This window comes from Mycobacterium sp. BMJ-28 (genome assembly GCF_054404835.1).
Genome location: NZ_CM136783.1, coordinates 2,937,567 through 2,953,858, shown reverse-complemented (window position 1 = coordinate 2,953,858; position 16,292 = coordinate 2,937,567). Strand labels below are relative to the sequence as shown.

Genomic DNA, 16,292 nt, shown 5'->3' with positions numbered 1-16,292 from the left:
TCCGCGGACCGCTCATACTGCGATAGACCAAACACCTGGAGGAGACCCGTATGGCCATTCGCGTGGCACTCGTCGGCACCGGAAACTGCGGCCGGCTGGCCCTGATCCAGCTCATCGAGGACCCCCGATTCGACCTGGTGGCCGTCGGGGTCTCCACCGACGAGAAGGTCGGCTCCGATGCGGGCGCGCTGGCCGGGCTCGACGTGGTGACCGGGATCGTGGCGACCAAGGGAATCGACGCCGCCGTCGCGTCCCGGCCGGACTGCCTGGTGTACTGCGCGATGGGTGACACCCGTCCGGTCGAGGCGACCAGGGACGTGCGCGCGGCCCTGGCGGCCGGGATCAACGTGGTCGGCTCCGCCCCCGGTGGCCTGCAGTTCCCATGGGGCGGCGCGGTGCCCGACAACGTCATCCAGCGCGTCGAAGATGCCGCGCAGGAAGGCAATTCGACCATTTTCATCACCGGCGTGGACCCCGGGTTCGCCACCGACCTGATCCCGTTCGCGGTGGCCAGCACCTGTCAGCGCATCGAGCAGATCAAGACCATGGAGATCGCCGACTACGCGACCTATGACGGTGCCGAGGTGATGTTCGACGTGATGGGCTTCGGTAAGCCGCTGGATCAACCCGGCTTCCTGTTCTGGCCAGGCTATCTGGGCACCGCGTGGGGCACCGCGATCCGGATGCTCGCCGCGGGGATGGGCGTCGAGATCGACGAGATCACCGAGAGCTACGAACTGGCGCCGGCTCCGGAGGACATCGAGGTGGCCGCCGGGTTGATCGCCAAGGGCACGACCGCGGCGATGCGCTTCGAGATCAACGGGCTGTCCGGCGGCAAGCCGGTGGTCGTCGTCGAACATGTCACCCGGGTGCGCGAAGACCTGCGTCCGGACTGGGCCCAGCCGGCCCAGCCGGGTGGCTCCTACCGGGTGGAGATCACCGGCGAACCGTCCTACGTGGTGGACATCTGCCCGACCAGCAGCCGCGGCGACCACAACTACGCGGCGATACTCGCCGCGGCCGGCCGGATCGTCAACGCCATTCCCGACGTGGTGGCCGCGGCGCCGGGCATCCGGACCACCCTCGACCTGCCGCTCGGGACGGGCAAGGGCCTACTGCACGCACAATAGGAGGTGTGCACGATCCGATCGAAGAAATCCGTACCGCACCCGCCGGCCCGGCCGTCGGCGCATTCTTCGATCTGGACGGCACGCTGGTGCGCGGTTTCACCGCGACCGTGCACGCCGGGCACCGGCTGCGCAACGGTCAGGCCAGATTCGGCGAACTGACCGGCATCATCGAGGCGTCGGTGCGCTACAAGCTGGGCCGGATGGAATTCGAGCGGCTGCTGCAGCGCGCCGGGGGTTACCTGGCCGGTGATGCACTGGCCGAACTCGACGAGCTGGGCGAGGACCTGTTCCAGCGGCGCACCGTGTCCAGGCTGTTCCCGGTCATGCGCGAGGTGGTGGCCGCCCATCAGGAGCGTGGTCACACCGTCGTGATGAGCTCGTCGGCCATGACGCTGCACGCCGAACCGGTGGCCCGGCATCTGGGCATCACCCACGTGTTGTGCAACCACTTCGAGACCGGCGAGGACGGCCGGCTGACCGGGCGCATCGTCAAGCCCATCATCTGGGGCAGGCAGAAGGCACGGGCGGTGCTGCAGTTCAGCGTGGCGCACGGCATCGATCTGACCGACAGCTTCGGCTATTCGGACGGGACCGAGGATCTTCCGGTACTGGAGGCGGTCGGTCATCCGCGGGCGGTCAACCCCCGTCCCGGCCTCGCCGCGGCGGCCGCCGAACGGGCCTGGCCGGTGCTGCGCGTCAGTTCCGGTGAAGATCGGCGCTGGACCGCGCGGCTGCGGCGCGGCGCGCATCGATGATGGCCCGCACGGTGCGCCGGCAGCGGCCGCAGTCGGACCCCGCGCCACAGGCGACGGCCACCGCGTTGGTGGTGGCGGCGCCGGCATCGACCGCATCCGCCACCGCGTGGCTGGTGATCCCGTTGCACAGGCAGACGAACATCAGCGGGATGCACCCGGCTCGATCGCCATCATGTGCCCGAACCGCCCGATGAACACCGGCGGATAGGCGCCGACGCCCGCCTCGGTCAGCCAGGCGGCCGCGTCGTCGGAGTCGTGCAGCCAGCGGCGGGCACCCGACTCGTCGTCGACCTGTTGCAGGATCAGCACCTCCCCCGGATCGTCGAAAGCCGTGAAGCTCCAGAACCTGCGGACGCCGGCGGATCGGAACGCACCGGCGGATTCACGCACCCGCGCGCTCAGACCGGGCACGTCGGCCACCGGTGTCACCATCGACACGATGACCTGCGGGGGGCCGGCCAGCAGGTCACCGTCCAGGTCGATGCGATCGACGAGTTCACCGGCGAAGACCGCGGGCAGATCCGCCACCCCGACCGCGTCGAACCAGTCGAAGAACACCCGGGACCGCAGCACGTCGAGAACCGGTTCGTGGGCGTGGATGACGAGGATGACCAGGACGCGTTCGGGGTCGGTGGTCGAGGTGTACACCAGCACGTGGTGAGCGCCGAGCCCGGCCAGGGCGTCGGTACGGCGTTGGAGCAACGGCCAGACCTGCGCGGGATCGGGGACCCGGTAGTCCGAGACCAGCACGAGAGAACCCGACAACCAGTCCGTCATGCCTGTCCAGCACCCCTGTCTTGCGGAAACAGCGCTGTTAATGTCATTCACCCAAAACGGTAATAACATTCTCGGGCGCTGTCGAGGTCCGGAGCCGGGATCGATGCCGCCAGGGCATTGCCTTGGGCCGGGGGTCATCGCCTAAACTAGAACACGTTTCAGTTGCTTGTCCGCGCTCGTCTCACCAAGGAGAAGGCATTGCATACCGCCCTCTGTGACCAACTCGGCATCGACCTGCCGATCTTCGCCTTCACCCACTGCCGCGATGTCGTCGTCGCTGTCAGCAAGGCCGGTGGTTTCGGCGTGCTCGGTGCCGTCGGGTTCACCCCCGAGCAGCTCGAGATCGAGCTCAACTGGATCGACGAGCACATCGGCGATCACCCCTACGGCGTCGACATCGTGATCCCGAACAAGTACGAGGGCATGGATTCGAACATGTCCGCAGACGATCTCAAGACGACCCTCAACGCGCTGGTCCCGCAGGACCATCTGGACTTCGCCAAGAAGATCCTGGCCGACCACGGGGTGCCGGTCGACCACAGCGACGACGATGCGCTGCAGCTGCTGGGCTGGACCGAGGCGACCGCCACCCCGCAGGTCGAGATCGCGCTCAAGCACCCCAAGATGACGCTGATCGCCAACGCCCTTGGCACCCCGCCCAAGGACATGATCGAGCACATCCACGCCGAAGGCCGCAAGGTCGCCGCGCTGTGCGGTTCGCCGAGCCAGGCCCGCAAGCACGCCGACGCCGGCGTCGACATCATCATCGCCCAGGGCGGCGAGGCCGGCGGCCACAGCGGCGAAGTCGGCTCGATCGTGCTGTGGCCCCAGGTCGTCAAGGAGGTGGCGCCCGTCCCGGTGCTGGCCGCCGGCGGCATCGGCAGCGGACAGCAGATCGCCGCCGCCCTGGCGCTCGGCGCGCAGGGCGCTTGGACCGGTTCGCAGTGGGTGATGGTCGAGGAGTCCGAGAACACGCCCGTGCAGCACGCCGCCTACGCCAAGGCCAGCAGCCGCGACACCGTGCGCAGCCGATCGTTCACCGGCAAACCGGCCCGCATGCTGCGCAACGACTGGACCGAGGCATGGGAAAACCCGGACAACCCGAAGCCGCTCGGCATGCCGTTGCAGTACATGGTCTCGGGCATGGCCGTGGCCGCCACCCATAAGTACCCGAACGAAACCGTCGACGTGGCGTTCAACCCGATCGGCCAGGTGGTCGGCCAGTTCACCAAGGTGGAGAAGACCGCCGCCGTGATCGAACGCTGGGTCCAGGAATATCTCGACGCGACCAGCGCGCTGAACGAGATCAACGAGGCGGCCTCGGTGTGACCGCTCCTCGTGTGCGCCCGGCGTAACCGGGGCACGTCCACCAGACCGCGAATCCCGCCGGCCTCCGTTCTCCCGGACCGGCGGGATTCGTGCATTTCCGGTTCTGCGCCCGCTATGTATGATGCTCTACATAATCGATCGGCCGAAAGGACTCCGTCCATATGTCCGGCCCGCGCGACCGCATGATCGTCTCGGCAGCGCTGCTCATCCGTGAGCGCGGCGCGCACGCGACCGCCATCTCCGATGTGCTTGAGCACAGCGGCGCGCCCCGAGGCTCGGCCTACCACCACTTTCCCGGCGGCCGCAACCAGCTGCTCTGCGAGGCCGTGGACTTCGCCGCCGATCACATCGCACGCCGAATTGACTCCGCGCCAACATCATTGGATGCGCTGGATGCCGTCGTCGACGGTTTCCGGCGTCAGCTTGCCGATACCGGATTCCGGGCCGGCTGCCCGGTGGCGGCGGTGGCCGTCGAGGCCGAGAACGCCGACGTGGTGGCCCGTGCGGCCGCCGCGTTCGCCCGGTGGATCGGAATCATCGAGGGATTGCTGCGGGCCGACGGTGTCGCGGCCGACCGGGCGGCCGAACTCGCCATGCTCATCACCACAGCGATCGAGGGAGCGGTCCTGGTGGCCCGGACCGCGGGCGAGGACACCGCGCTCGATCTCGTGCATCGGCAGCTCCGCGCCCTGGTGACTGCCGCATCCGCCGAATGAAAGGCCCGACCATGACCGAATCCACCGAATGGCAGCCCAGCGCGTGCATTCTCTGCGAATGCAATTGCGGCATCGTGGTACAGGTCGAAGGTCGCTCGCTGGCCAAGATCCGGGGCGACAAGGACCATCCGGCGTCCCAGGGCTACACCTGTAACAAGGCGCTACGCCTGGACCACTACCAGAACAACCGGGCCCGGCTCACCTCCCCGATGCGCAGGCGGCCCGACGGCGGCTACGACGAGATCGATTGGGACACCGCCATTGCCGAGATCGCCGAGGGTTTCGCTCGGATACGCGACACGCACGGCGGGGACAAGATCTTCTACTACGGCGGCGGCGGACAGGGCAATCACCTCGGCGGCGCCTACAGTGGCGCGTTCCTCAAGGCACTCGGTGCGCGATACCGGTCAAATGCCCTGGCGCAGGAGAAGACCGGTGAGTTCTGGGTGGACAGTCAGCTCTACGGCGGGCACACCCGGGGCGAATTCGAGCACGCCGAGGTGTCGGTGTTCGTCGGGAAGAACCCGTGGATGTCGCAGAGCTTCCCGCGCGCCCGCACCGTGCTGCAGGATATCGCCAAGGACCCGGACCGCTCGATGATCGTGATCGACCCGGTCATCACCGACACCGCCAAGCTCGCCGATTTCCACCTGCGCGTGCGTCCCGGCACCGATGCCTGGTGCCTGGCCGCCCTGGCCGCCGTGCTGGTGCAGGAAGACCTTTGCGACGAAACGTTTCTGGCCGATCACGTCACCGGCGTCCAGCCGGTCCGCGACGCGCTGAGCGCCGTGCACATCGACGATTACGCACAGCGTTGCGGCGTGCACCCGGAGTTGCTTCGCGCCGCCGCGCGCCGGGTCGCCGCGGCGGCCAGCGTGTCGGTTTTCGAGGATCTCGGCATCCAGCAGGCGCCCAACAGCACACTGTGCTCCTACCTCAACAAGATGCTCTGGGTGCTCACCGGGAACTTCGCCAAACGCGGTGGGCAGCATCTTCATTCGTCGTTCGCGCCGTTGTTCGGGTCGGGCGGGGTCGGCCGCACCCCGGTGACCGGCGCCCCGGTCATCGCCGGGCTGGTGCCCTCCAATGTGGTGGCCCAGGAAATCCTGACCGATCATCCCGACCGGTTCCGGGCCATGATCGTCGAGAGCAGCAATCCGGCCCACTCGGTAGCCGACTCGACCGCGGTGGGCGCGGCGCTGTCCGCGCTGGAACTGCTCGTGGTGGTCGACGTGGCGATGACCGAGACCGCCCGGCTCGCGCACTATGTGCTCCCCGCGGCCAGTCAGTTCGAGAAGACCGAGGCGACGTTCTTCAATCTGGAGTTCCCGCACAACACTTTTCATCTTCGCCACCGGCTGTTGGAACCGGCCCAGGGCACCCTGCCCGAACCGGAGATCTGGGCCCGGCTGGTGCGCGCGCTCGGGGTGGTCGACGACGCCGAGCTGGCACCGCTGCGCCGGGCCGCCGCCGACGGGCTGGACGCCTACACACAGGCGTTCTTCACCGCGGTCGGGGCCAATCCCGCGCTGGGCCGGGTGCTGCCCTTCGTCCTCTACGAAACACTCGGACCGACCCTGCCCGACGGACTGGCCGGCGCCGCCGCGCTGTGGGGGCTGGCCCAGAAGACCGCGCTCACCTATCCCGACGCGGTCCGCCGGGCCGGGCACGCCGACGGCAACGCGCTGTTCACCGCGATCCTGAACAACCCGTCCGGGGTGACCTTCACCGAGCACGAGTACGCCGACGACTGGGATCTGATCAGCCATGCCGACAACAAGATCGCGCTGGCCATCCCGGAACTGCTCGACGATCTGACCGCACTGGCCACCGGACCTGCGCAACTGACCAGCCCGGAGTTCCCGATCGTGCTGTCGGCCGGCGAACGCCGCGCCTTCACGGCCAACGACATCTTCCGGGATCCGGGCTGGCGGAAGCGCGATACCGACGGCGCCCTGCGGATCAGCGTTCAGGACGCGGCTTCACTCGGGCTGGTGGACGGCGGGCGGGCCCGGATCACCACATCGGCGGGCAGCGCGGAAGCCTCGGTGGAGATCAGTGCGGCGATGCTGCCCGGGCATGCGTCGCTGCCCAACGGGTACGGCCTGGATTTCGTCGCGGCCGACGGCGCTGCGGTGACACCGGGCGTCGCCCCGAACGCGCTGACGTCGGCCGACTGGCGCGATGCCTATGCCGGGACGCCGTGGCACAAACACGTGCCGGCGCGAATCGTCGCCGCCGAACCGGTCAGGGTGTAGCCGGGGCCGGCCCGGGATCGATCACGGGTGCCGGGGCCTGCACCGGGGCCGGGGTGTCCATGCCGCGCTGCGCCAGACCCAGCACCAACGCTTCCTTTCCGCTGATCTCCTGGTTCTGTACCGCGGTCCACAGATCCCTCAGATAGCTCACCCGTGGCGATTCGGCACCTGCCATCACGCTCGGATCCATCGTGGCACCCGGCGGCAGGGCGTCGGGGCTTGGCAGGTGCGGCACCGGGGCAGCCGGTGCCTGCGCGGTGGCATCCGCCGCGGGCACGGCCGGCGGCGGCGCGTCGGCGGAATCGGCCGCCGCAGGCGCGGCCAGCGCCAGTGCCGCCAACCCGCCGGTGAGCGCGGTCAGCATTTTCGTTCTGACATCGATCGCCATCGATGGCCCCTTCCCCACTGCCGTGTCCGGACTGGTCTATGGGTAGTTCTCCCCGCGCCCGGAAATTGTTACACCTGCGCCGGGTGTGGCGGAGGGGAATGCGGTTCTGTCAGGCTCGGTCACCTTCACCGACTGCAGGACGCCACGGCGTCCGGTGGTGTAGCAATGCCACAGGGGCCCTATTACACACCGTCGTCTTGGGAGTGCATCGATGCCGATCCCGAACCTTCCGCCAGGGTTTGACTTCACCGATCCCGACATCTACGCCGAACGGCTGCCGATCGAGGAACTCGCCGAGATGCGCAAGGTCGCACCGATCTGGTGGAACGACCAACCCGCGGGCATCGGGGGTTTCGATGACGGCGGCTACTGGGTGGTCACCAAACACAGAGACGTCAAGGAGGTGTCGCGCCGCAGCGACGTGTTCTCCAGCCTGGAGAAGACGGCGTTGCCGCGATACAAGGACGGCACCGTCGCAGAGCAGATCGACTCCGGCAAGTTCGTACTGCTGAACATGGACGCCCCGCACCACACGCATCTGCGCAAGATCGTGTCGCGGGCGTTCACGCCCAAGGCGGTCGAACAGCTGCGGGCCGACCTCGCCGAACGGGCCCGCGAGATCGTGGCCGCCGCCGCGGCCGCCGGGCGCGGTGACTTCGTCGAGCAGGTGTCCTGCGAACTGCCACTACAGGCCATCGCCGGGCTGATGGGGGTGCCGCAAGAAGACCGGATGAAACTGTTCCACTGGTCCAACCAGATGGTCGGCGACATGGATCCCGAGTTCGCGAACAACGACGCCATCAGCGCCTCGGTGGAGCTCATCACCTACGGCATGCAGATGGCCGCGCAGCGCTCCGCCAGCCCCGGCGACGACCTGGTCACCAAGCTGGTACAGGCCGACGTCGAGGGTCACAAACTCTCCGACGACGAATTCGGCTTCTTCGTCATCCTGCTGGCCGTCGCCGGCAACGAGACGACGCGCAACTCGATCACCCAGGGCATGATGGCGTTCACCGACTTCCCCGATCAGTGGGAGCTGTTCAAGCGCGAGCGCCCCGGCACCGCCGCCGACGAGATCGTCCGCTGGGCCACGCCGGTCACGTCGTTCCAGCGCACCGCGCTGGAGGACACCGAGCTCGACGGCGTGTCCATCAAGAAGGGCCAACGGGTGGTGATGTTCTATCGCTCGGCCAACTTCGACGAGGACGTCTTCGAGGATCCGTACCGGTTCGACATCTTGCGCGATCCCAACCCGCACGTCGGTTTCGGCGGCACCGGCGCGCACTACTGCATCGGCGCCAACCTGGCCAGGATGACCATCGATCTGATGTTCAACGCGATCGCCGACGCCATGCCCGATCTCACTCCGCTGGCGGCGCCCGAACGGTTGCGGTCGGGCTGGCTCAACGGCATCAAGCACTGGCAGGTCGATTACACGGGATCGTCGCGAGAGCCGGTGCGGTCCTGACCGTCAGCGCGGTGAATCGGCCGGTTCGGTCGTCGAGATGAAGTCGTCGATGAGGTCGGTCACCGCGCTCGGTGCCTCCACCTGCGCGAAATGCCCGACGTCGGGCAGCACTTCGACCCGGCAGTCCGGCCTGGCCTGGAGGGCCGAGTACGCGTGATCAACCGGGATGATGTCGTCCTTCTCGCCCCAGATGGCGAGGACGGGCAGATTCGCGCGCAGGTTCAGCCGGTTCAATGCGCTGACGGACTGGCCGCGATAGTCGACCACCGACCGCAGGGTGCGAATGAACGCCTCCCGGGTCGCCCGGTCGGAGAATGACGAATAGGCATTCCAGATCTCGGCACCGCGGGGCGAGCGCAGACCCATCGAACTCAACCAGGATCTCGCCGCGTTCCCGGCGCGCAGCACCGGGGCGGGCGCGATCACCGGCATCACGAACTCCGCGCCGGGCGCGGCGAGCAACCGCAGGATCCAGCCCACATCGGGCCCCAGCCCGCCGCTGCTGATCAGCACCAGCCGCCGGCAATACTCCGGATGCTGATAGAGGAACTGCATCGCCACGCCACCGCCCAGCGAGTGGCCGACCACAGTTGCCGAGTCCACCCCGAGCTCGTCGAGCAGATCCCGCAGCCCCACCGCGAACGCACCGAGCGAATAGTCGGTGCGGGGTTTCGCGGATTGGCCGTGTCCCAGCAGATCGGGCGCGATCACGCGGTACTTCTTCGCGAGTTGAGGCAGCACCTCCCGCCATGTCTGGGCACTGCCCGCCATGCCATGGATCAGCAGCAGGACCTCGTCCCCTGTGCCGACGTCCAGCACGGCCTGTCGTACGCCATGGATTTCCACGAACTTCGGTTCGACCACTACAGCTCCCGCCTGTTCACAGCAGAGCCTACTGAGCGGTAACATCTCCTGACAATCGACGGGGTGCGTCGTGGGCCGGCCGCCGTCAATGAGATACCGGATAGTCGATGATGGACCGCCAGTAATCCTCCCCGATCTCGGCGCCCGACCGCAGCACCATGGACAGCCCGGCTGCCATCGCGATACCGAGTAGCCCGAGCCACAAACCGGCCAGCGCGATCAACACCCACAGTGCCGTCGCCAGCGCCGGCCATGGCGACACCACCGCCAACACCGGTGCGAAGAAGAATCCGGTACCGATGTACCAGGAGGACCCGGCGCGGTCGCAGCGCAGCACGAACCGGAGCCATCGGGGGATGTTCACCTCTGTCATGTCCCCAGCGTCGACCGTGCCGGTAGGTGCCGCAATTACCGCACAGGTAATGGTGCCGCACCCGGAGGTGACCGACACTGTTCGATGTGACCACCCTGGAAACCCAGAACCCGCCGTTCGGCACGTTGATGCGCACCTGGCGGCAACGGCGCAGGCTCAGCCAGCTCGACCTGGCCCTGGAAGCCGAGGTGTCGGCCCGGCACGTGAGTTTCATCGAGACCGGCCGGTCCGCGCCCAGCCGATCCATGGTGCTCAAACTCGCCGCGGCCCTGGACGTTCCGGCCCGCGAGCAGAACCAGTTGCTGCTGGCGGCCGGCCTGGCACCGATGTACTCCGAGCGTGGCCTCGACGATCCCGGGATGTCGGCCGTGCGTTCCGGTGTCGAGCGAGTACTGGCCGCCTACAACCCGTTTCCTTGCCTGGCGGTGGATCGCGGCTGGAATGTGTTGCAGGTCAACGCCGGAACAGCGGTTCTGCTCGAGGGCGTGCCGGCGCACCTGATGGAACGCCCCAACGCGCTGCGTATCTCGCTGCACCCCGACGGTCTGGCACCGCGCATCCGCAACCTGGCCCAGTGGCGACACCATGTCATCGGCCGGTTGCGCCGGGAGGCAGCGGTCAGCGGGTCGGCGGAGTCGGCGGCGCTGCTGGCCGAGATCGAGTCGTATCCGGGCGGGCAATCCGGCGCATCCGACCTGGGCGGCGTGGTGGTCCCGCTGGAACTCGACCGTGGTGACGGCGTGGTGCTGAGGTTCCTGAGCACCGTGACCACCTTCGGTACCGCGCTCGACCTGACCGCCGCAGAACTGAGCATCGAGGCGTTTCTGCCCGTCGACGACGCGACCGCCGAAGCACTGCACGGCACTGGTATTACCACTTGACCTCTGACCGCGGGCCTGTGATCATCGGAGAATGGCACTGCAGCCCATCAACCGGCGTTCGGTCTCCGGGGACGTATTCGACCAGATCATCGCCGATGTACTGAGCGGCGAGATGCAGCCCGGCGACGCCCTGCCCAGTGAACGGCGCCTGGCCGAGGTGCTCGGCGTCTCCCGGCCCGCGGTGCGCGAAGCGCTCAAACAGCTGACGGCCGCCGGCCTGGTGGAGATCCGGCAGGGCGACACCACCACGGTGCGCGACTTCCGCAAGCACGCCGGGCTGGACCTGCTCCCCCGGCTGCTGCTGCGCGGCGGCGAACTCGACCCCGCGGTGGTGCGTTCCATCCTGGAGACCCGCCTGCACAACGGCCCCAAGGTGGCCGAACTCGCCGCCGCCCGGCGGCTGCCCGAACTCGCCAGCCGGCTCGACGACGCCATCGCGGCCCTGGCCGCCGAGACCGACCCCGTCCAACGACAGCGACATGCCCTGGCGTTCTGGGATCACCTGGTCGACGGCGCCGACTCGATCGCATTCCGGCTGATGTACAACACTTTGCGCGCCACCTACGAACCGGCACTGCCGGCCCTGGCCACCCTGATGGCCGCCGAGGTCGGCCGGCCGCAGGCCTATCGCGCCATCGCCGACGCCGTCACCGCCGGCGACACCAAGGCCGCCGAGCGGACCGCACGCGAACTGCTCGAACCGGCCACCACCGCGCTGCTGGGCGCCCTGACCGCCCTGGCGGAGGCCAAACCATGACCAGCACCGACACCCGGCGTGGACTCACCTTGACCGCGGCCACCCGCGAATTCGTCCGGCACCCGTCGCCGTGGATTCTGGTGGCGACCCTGCTGGCCGCGCTGGCCGCGCGGCTCACCAACGGCGACTGGGCAATCGGTGACCTCATCGTTCCACCGCTGATGCTCGCAGTGTTCCCGTTCCTGGAGTGGACGATCCACATCGTGATCCTGCACTGGCGGCCGCGGCGGGTCGCCAGGATCACCCTCGATCCCCTGCTGGCTCGCAAGCACCGTGCACATCATGTGCAACCACGCGACATCCCACTGGTTTTCATCCCCTGGCAGTCACTGCTGTGGGTGCTGCCGCTCGCGGTGGCCACCGCGGTGCTGGTCATCCCGGCGACCGGCGCCGGGCTGGGACGCGGCCTGACCTTTCTGGTGTGGCTGTCGGTCCTCGGGCTCTGCTACGAATGGTGCCACTACCTGGTGCACACCGATTACAAGCCGAAAACCGGGCTCTATCGGTCGATTTGGCGAAACCACCGCCGGCATCATTTCAAGAATGAGCACTACTGGTTCACCGTGACCAGCAGCGGTACCGCCGACCGGCTGCTGGGCACCTACCCCGACCCGGCCACCGTCCCCACTTCACCGACCGCCAAGAACCTGCACGGCGCGGGCGGTTAGGCCTGGATGATGATCGGGTCGCCGATGCTCACGTTGTTGTAGTACCAGGACGCGTTGTCCGGGCTCAGGTTGATGCAGCCGTGGCTGACATTCGAGTTGCCCTGCGAGGCCACCGACCACGGCGCCGAGTGCACGTACACCCCGCCCCAGGTGACGCGCACGGCGTAGTTGACGGTGAGTTTGTAACCCTCCGGATCGCTGAGCGGGATCCCGATGGTGCGGGAATCCATGATCACCGGATTCTGCTTCTCCAGCGCCGTGAACGAGCCGACCGGCGTGGGGTGCTTGGGCTTGCCCATCGACGCGGGCATCTCACGGACCACCTGGCCGTCGATGCTCACGGTGAACGTGTGCGCGTCGATATCCGCGACGCCGACGACCTGGGAACCGGTCTCGAACGTCGTCTTGAACCCACCCGCCGACATCGCGATGGTGGAATGGGCCGGCCAGTAGTCGCTCGGGGTGAAGCGCACCGTCGAATCATCCAGCCAGGCAAAGGAACCCGCGGGAACTTTGGTTGCCGGGGCGAGCGAAGCGACGGGATGTGACACCGAGAAGCTGATGTTGTGTTCGGCCGCCGCCCGGTCGGCCACCGGCACCGCGAAGCTCAGGGTCACCGGGTATGCCACCCCGACCACTTCGCCAGCTTTGGGCGACACCGACACGACGCCGGTCGCCGTGCCCGCCTCCGCCGCCGCCGATATCCCGGCCGAGTTTGTCGCCAGCATGGCGATCCCAGCGATGACGAGCACATACCGAAATGCTTTGCGCAAGCTCTCAATCCTCCCTGGAAACCCAGAACGGCGATAATGGACTACATCGTAGTTCGTTCCCGGCGGGACGAATGTTAGCCAGGCCGGCGGGTCAGCCGGCCGGAGCAGGGATCACCGCGTTCGGGTAATCGTCGTCCGCTCCCGGATGCAGCCGGTCCCGGATGCGATCGAACAGGGATTTCTTCACCGGGGGCGCCGGCGGCACAACGGCCGGCGGGACGATCATCGCCGGCGGCAGCGCGGCGGCGACCGCAGGATCGGGACCCAGCTGCGGCATCGTGTCGACCGGCACCGCGACCGGGGCCTCGGTGTCCGCGTCGACCGGCGGAGCCGCGTCGGCGATATCACCGGGAGCCGCCGCAGGAACCTCGGCGCTCGCGTCGACGGGCGCTTGCGGCACCGTGACGGCCGGCGGGGCCTCGGGCGCCGGTACGGCGATCTGCACCGGGACCACGGCAGGCGCGACGGCCTCGGACAGCCGGGCCGACGCCGCCGCCGTCCGCGGGCCGGCGATGGCCTGTTCCGGCGACAGCGCCACCGCGGCCGCCACCGAGGCCGACATCACGAAGGTCACCACTCCGGCGGCCAGCACGGTGGTCAGCGCGGCGGTGGGCGACACCCGACCGGTGCCGGCGGCATGCCGCCCGGAGCCCCTGGGACGCAGCGCCATCGCCTCGAACGGCTGGTCCAAGCTGTGCGTGGAAGCCAGCGCCGCGCCGCGCGCCAGCGCGAGTTGGGCTTCCGCCGGCGCGAACACCGGAACCGACAACGCGTCCTCCAGATGCGGCAGGACGGCGCTGAAATCACCGGCCGACCCCACCACCACCAGCGCCTCGGGCTGCCAGTCGGCGCGGGTGAAGACGGTACTCAGCCAGCCGACCAGGCTGGCATCACTGTCGATACCGTGATTGATCGCCGTCTGCACCCCGCCGTGACCGGCGTGCACGATCAACGCGATCACGGTGTCGGGCTCGACGACGCACACCGCGGTCGTCCGGTAGCCGATCACCTCGGCCATCCCGAGGGCCAGCGCCTCGGTCGCTTCCGGCAGCCGGATGGGCACCACATTGCCGAATCCGGACTCGCTGAGCGAGTCCATCAGCATCGCCGCGTCCGCGCCGGCCTCGTCGCTCCACGTCACGCCGATCGACTTGAGCCGGTGACCGCGGGCCGCGGAGATCGCCTCGACCGCCGCGGTGACCTGCTCGGTGGCGGCCCGGACGTCCGTGCCGCCGTCGACCTTCAGCGCGAAGGCGTCCCCGGCGGCGGCGTCGGCCGGATCGTCCCCACCCACGACCACCAAACCAAGCGACGTGGGTGTCATCGACAATCCGAGCACCGCGTCCACATACACCCCTTCGGACCGAAACGGGCCACAGTGCAGCGCGACCGCGCCGAGGCAACGCCGTCATCGCCTCGTTATCGGGCTGAGACTACCGGTGCGGGGCACTTGCGGCCCAGCCCGAACCCCGCCGCCAGGGCTTGCCCGTTTGCCGGGGGTCACTGCGCCCGTCATCAACCGTCAATTGATGATTAGCCAGCGGAAAATTCCGTTCCTCGGCCCCGGCGAACCGCGTTGCCCGGCCGCGCCGTCGTGGCAGGGTATTCGGGATGAATGGGGTGGAACAGGTCCCGGGCACTCGGATGATTTTCGGGCACCCGATCGGGCTGACAAATCTGTTTGGCGTGGAGTTGTGGGAGCGGTTCTCGTTCTACGGAATGCTGACCATCCTCGGCTATTACCTGTACTACTCGGTGACCGACGGCGGCCTGGAACTGCCCAAGAGCACCGCCACCGGCATCGTCGGTGCCTACGGCGGGCTGGTCTATCTGTCCACGGTGCTCGGCGGCTGGATCGCCGACCGGGTGCTCGGCATGGAACGCACCGTCTTCTACGGCGGCGTCGTGGTCATGCTCGGCCACATCGCCCTGGCGGTGCTGCCGGGCCTCAGTGGTGTCGGCGCGGGCCTGGTGCTGGTCGCGCTGGGCTCCGGCGCACTGAAGGCCAACGCGTCCTCACTGCTGGGCACCTTGTACGACAAGGGCGACGCCCGGGCCGACGGCGGATTCACCTTGTTCTACCTCGGCATCAATCTCGGGGCGTTCGTCGGCCCGCTCATCACCGGGCTGCTGCAGACCCGCGTCGGCTTCCACTATGGATTCGGCGCCGCCGCGATCGGCATGGCGCTCGGCCTGGCGCAGTACGTGTTCTTCCGCCGCAACCTCGGCGGACACGGCCGTGAGGTGCCGAACCCGTTGCCGCGCAGCGCCATCGGCAAGACCGCCGGGGTCTTTGTGGCCGTCATCGTCGTCGTCGCCGTGGCCGTCGTGCTGAAACTGGTGACGCTGGCCAACCTCTCGCAGGTCACCACCGGCGTCATCGTGGTGGCGTCCATCGCCTATTTCGCCATCATGCTCACCAGCGCCAAGGTCACCGACCCGGAAAAGGTGCGGGTGCGGTCGTTCATTCCGCTGTTCATCGCCAACGCGGTGTTCTGGTCGCTGTTCCAGCAGATCTTCACGGTGCTCGCGGTGTATTCGGACGAGCGGATGAACTGGTCGATCTTCGGCTGGACGGCACCGTCGAACTGGATCGGCTCGATCGAACCCGTGTGGATCATCCTGCTCTCGCCACTGTTCGCGGTGCTGTGGACCAAACTGGGCAACCGCGCGCCGACCACCCCGCGGAAATTCAGCTACGGCGTGATCGGCATGGGCCTGGCCTTCCTCTGCTTCGTGCCGCTGGCCGGTATCGAGAAGGTGCCGGCCCTGCTGATCGCGGTCATCCTCGGCGTGTTCGCCGTCTCCGAGCTACTGCTGTCCCCGATCGGGCTGTCGGTGACCACCAAGCTGGCGCCCGAGGCGTTCCGCGCCCAGATGATGGCCCTGTACTTCTTCTCGGTCGGGCTCGGCACCTCGATGTCCGGCGTGCTGGCCAAGTACTACGACCCGGCCCGCGAAGTGGCCTACTTCGGCATCCTGGGCATCGTGGCCGTCGTGGTCGGCCTCATCGCGTTCCTGGTGTCGCCGTGGATAAGCAGGCAGATGGAAGGCGTGCACTGACAAGCCGCTCGCCCGGGAACGGGTCACGGAGGCGCTACCCGATCTGTGCGAACTCGTGACCTTGCGCCGCCCGGTTTCGGTGCTGCCGTGCG

The 16,292-nt window shown here is 68.1% G+C and carries 17 protein-coding genes; 10 read left to right on the top strand and 7 right to left on the bottom strand.

All coding sequences use genetic code 11. The features are described from left to right. The first annotated feature begins 50 nt into the window (after positions 1-50). Positions 51-1,130 carry an NAD(P)H-dependent amine dehydrogenase family protein gene (locus ACXPWS_RS14610; RefSeq protein WP_458713104.1) on the top strand — a complete coding sequence of 360 codons (1,080 nt, stop codon included), beginning with the start codon at positions 51-53 and terminating at the stop codon, positions 1,128-1,130. Beyond that, entirely contained in the window at positions 1,127-1,885 is a 759-nt protein-coding gene (locus ACXPWS_RS14605) for an HAD family hydrolase (RefSeq protein ID WP_458713543.1), read from the top strand. Before ACXPWS_RS14610 ends, ACXPWS_RS14605 begins: the two co-directional genes overlap by 4 nt. On the opposite strand, the gene ACXPWS_RS14600 is transcribed toward ACXPWS_RS14605, so the two are convergent. After that, the gene (locus tag ACXPWS_RS14600) at positions 1,827-2,027 is read right to left on the bottom strand and encodes a (2Fe-2S)-binding protein (protein ID WP_458713103.1); all 201 of its coding nucleotides are present in this window, start codon (positions 2,025-2,027) and stop codon (positions 1,827-1,829) included. The two genes, ACXPWS_RS14605 and ACXPWS_RS14600, sit on opposite strands and share 59 nt — an antisense overlap. Then, positions 2,027-2,662 carry a fatty-acid--CoA ligase gene (locus tag ACXPWS_RS14595; RefSeq protein WP_458713102.1) on the bottom strand — a complete coding sequence of 212 codons (636 nt, stop codon included), beginning with the start codon at positions 2,660-2,662 and terminating at the stop codon, positions 2,027-2,029. Before ACXPWS_RS14595 ends, ACXPWS_RS14600 begins: the two co-directional genes overlap by 1 nt. A gap of 198 nt (positions 2,663-2,860) precedes the next feature. Here ACXPWS_RS14595 and ACXPWS_RS14590 point away from each other — a divergent pair, with 198 nt between their 5' ends. From ACXPWS_RS14590 to ACXPWS_RS14580, 3 genes are all read left to right on the top strand, one after another. Next, on the top strand, positions 2,861-3,991 hold the full coding sequence (locus tag ACXPWS_RS14590; RefSeq protein WP_458713101.1) for a nitronate monooxygenase: 1,131 nt from the start codon (positions 2,861-2,863) through the stop codon (positions 3,989-3,991). Positions 3,992-4,152: 161 nt separating this feature from the next. Then, positions 4,153-4,707 (top strand): TetR/AcrR family transcriptional regulator, encoded by a 555-nt coding sequence (locus ACXPWS_RS14585; RefSeq protein ID WP_458713100.1) that lies wholly within the window; start codon positions 4,153-4,155, stop codon positions 4,705-4,707. Positions 4,708-4,718: 11 nt separating this feature from the next. After that, positions 4,719-6,965, top strand: a complete 2,247-nt coding sequence (locus tag ACXPWS_RS14580; RefSeq protein WP_458713099.1) for a molybdopterin-dependent oxidoreductase — start codon at positions 4,719-4,721, stop codon at positions 6,963-6,965. Here ACXPWS_RS14580 and ACXPWS_RS14575 read toward each other — a convergent pair. Next, a complete protein-coding gene (locus tag ACXPWS_RS14575) occupies positions 6,955-7,353 on the bottom strand; it encodes a hypothetical protein (RefSeq protein ID WP_458713098.1) in 399 nt (132 codons plus the stop codon). The two genes, ACXPWS_RS14580 and ACXPWS_RS14575, sit on opposite strands and share 11 nt — an antisense overlap. A gap of 211 nt (positions 7,354-7,564) precedes the next feature. On the opposite strand from ACXPWS_RS14575, the gene ACXPWS_RS14570 reads away from it, so the two are divergent. After that, a complete protein-coding gene (locus ACXPWS_RS14570) occupies positions 7,565-8,821 on the top strand; it encodes a cytochrome P450 (RefSeq protein WP_458713097.1) in 1,257 nt (418 codons plus the stop codon). A gap of 3 nt (positions 8,822-8,824) precedes the next feature. Here the strand turns inward: ACXPWS_RS14570 and ACXPWS_RS14565 are convergent, their stop codons facing one another. Then, positions 8,825-9,685, bottom strand: coding sequence for an alpha/beta fold hydrolase (locus ACXPWS_RS14565; RefSeq protein ID WP_458713096.1), 861 nt, complete (start codon positions 9,683-9,685; stop codon positions 8,825-8,827). Positions 9,686-9,770: 85 nt separating this feature from the next. Then, entirely contained in the window at positions 9,771-10,058 is a 288-nt protein-coding gene (locus ACXPWS_RS14560) for a hypothetical protein (protein WP_458713095.1), read from the bottom strand. A 128-nt stretch (positions 10,059-10,186) separates the two neighbouring features. On the opposite strand from ACXPWS_RS14560, the gene ACXPWS_RS14555 reads away from it, so the two are divergent. The 3 genes from ACXPWS_RS14555 to ACXPWS_RS14545 are packed head-to-tail and all read left to right on the top strand — an operon-like array spanning position 10,187 to position 12,364. Continuing rightward, positions 10,187-10,939 carry a helix-turn-helix domain-containing protein gene (locus ACXPWS_RS14555; RefSeq protein WP_458713542.1) on the top strand — a complete coding sequence of 251 codons (753 nt, stop codon included), beginning with the start codon at positions 10,187-10,189 and terminating at the stop codon, positions 10,937-10,939. Positions 10,940-10,970: 31 nt separating this feature from the next. Continuing rightward, entirely contained in the window at positions 10,971-11,696 is a 726-nt protein-coding gene (locus ACXPWS_RS14550) for a FadR/GntR family transcriptional regulator (protein ID WP_458713094.1), read from the top strand. After that, positions 11,693-12,364: a sterol desaturase family protein gene (locus ACXPWS_RS14545; RefSeq protein WP_458713093.1), complete on the top strand. Its 672-nt coding sequence runs from the start codon at positions 11,693-11,695 to the stop codon at positions 12,362-12,364. Before ACXPWS_RS14550 ends, ACXPWS_RS14545 begins: the two co-directional genes overlap by 4 nt. Here ACXPWS_RS14545 and ACXPWS_RS14540 read toward each other — a convergent pair. Further along, complete coding sequence (locus ACXPWS_RS14540; RefSeq protein WP_458713541.1) at positions 12,361-13,116, bottom strand: L,D-transpeptidase; 756 nt, start codon at positions 13,114-13,116, stop codon at positions 12,361-12,363. The genes ACXPWS_RS14545 and ACXPWS_RS14540 overlap by 4 nt on opposite strands. Before the next feature lie 112 nt (positions 13,117-13,228). Then, on the bottom strand, positions 13,229-14,485 hold the full coding sequence (locus ACXPWS_RS14535; protein ID WP_458713092.1) for a DUF7159 family protein: 1,257 nt from the start codon (positions 14,483-14,485) through the stop codon (positions 13,229-13,231). Positions 14,486-14,748: 263 nt separating this feature from the next. Between ACXPWS_RS14535 and ACXPWS_RS14530 the strand changes: the two genes are divergently transcribed. Continuing rightward, the gene (locus tag ACXPWS_RS14530) at positions 14,749-16,200 is read left to right on the top strand and encodes a peptide MFS transporter (RefSeq protein ID WP_458713091.1); all 1,452 of its coding nucleotides are present in this window, start codon (positions 14,749-14,751) and stop codon (positions 16,198-16,200) included. Positions 16,201-16,292: the final 92 nt, after the last annotated feature.

Coding starts and splice junctions, on each gene's coding strand:
- ACXPWS_RS14585 (WP_458713100.1), top strand. CDS start 4,153: ATGTCCGGCCCGCGCGACCGCATGATCGTCTCGGCAGCGCTGCTCATC.
- ACXPWS_RS14555 (WP_458713542.1), top strand. CDS start 10,187: ATGCGCACCTGGCGGCAACGGCGCAGGCTCAGCCAGCTCGACCTGGCC.
- ACXPWS_RS14545 (WP_458713093.1), top strand. CDS start 11,693: ATGACCAGCACCGACACCCGGCGTGGACTCACCTTGACCGCGGCCACC.
- ACXPWS_RS14600 (WP_458713103.1), bottom strand. CDS start 2,027: ATGTTCGTCTGCCTGTGCAACGGGATCACCAGCCACGCGGTGGCGGAT.
- ACXPWS_RS14560 (WP_458713095.1), bottom strand. CDS start 10,058: ATGACAGAGGTGAACATCCCCCGATGGCTCCGGTTCGTGCTGCGCTGC.
- ACXPWS_RS14550 (WP_458713094.1), top strand. CDS start 10,971: ATGGCACTGCAGCCCATCAACCGGCGTTCGGTCTCCGGGGACGTATTC.
- ACXPWS_RS14580 (WP_458713099.1), top strand. CDS start 4,719: ATGACCGAATCCACCGAATGGCAGCCCAGCGCGTGCATTCTCTGCGAA.
- ACXPWS_RS14610 (WP_458713104.1), top strand. CDS start 51: ATGGCCATTCGCGTGGCACTCGTCGGCACCGGAAACTGCGGCCGGCTG.
- ACXPWS_RS14570 (WP_458713097.1), top strand. CDS start 7,565: ATGCCGATCCCGAACCTTCCGCCAGGGTTTGACTTCACCGATCCCGAC.
- ACXPWS_RS14530 (WP_458713091.1), top strand. CDS start 14,749: ATGAATGGGGTGGAACAGGTCCCGGGCACTCGGATGATTTTCGGGCAC.
- ACXPWS_RS14575 (WP_458713098.1), bottom strand. CDS start 7,353: ATGGCGATCGATGTCAGAACGAAAATGCTGACCGCGCTCACCGGCGGG.
- ACXPWS_RS14595 (WP_458713102.1), bottom strand. CDS start 2,662: ATGACGGACTGGTTGTCGGGTTCTCTCGTGCTGGTCTCGGACTACCGG.